The following is a 211-nucleotide window of genomic DNA, read 5'->3' as shown; positions in this document are numbered from 1 at the left end:
TGTTTAAATGCTTGATTGTACAATGGATGGTAGTTTGATAAAATCCTTGTTTTCTTAATTTGTTAAATGCGCAAAGTAATGCTGGCGCTTTGTCTGTAGTGAGAACCGTTGGTTCTCCAAAATGTTTTACTAATCTTTTCATGAAGGCATAGGCAGCCTGATGATCCCGCTTTTTACGAAGTTGAATATCCAATGTGTGTCCATCTTTATT

1 protein-coding gene is annotated in these 211 nt (G+C 36.0%); it reads right to left on the bottom strand.

Annotated features, from left to right (window positions below):
- A partial coding sequence (locus tag LOK41_RS28910) for a DDE-type integrase/transposase/recombinase (protein WP_241819491.1) occupies positions 1 to 211 on the bottom strand: 211 nt, incomplete at both ends.

It is taken from the genome of Bacillus sp. TL12 (genome assembly GCF_022625245.1).
Classification (GTDB): Bacteria; Bacillota; Bacilli; order Bacillales; family Bacillaceae_G; genus Bacillus_A.
Note: the sequence above shows the minus strand (reverse complement) of the source record. Positions and strands in the feature narration are given on the sequence as shown.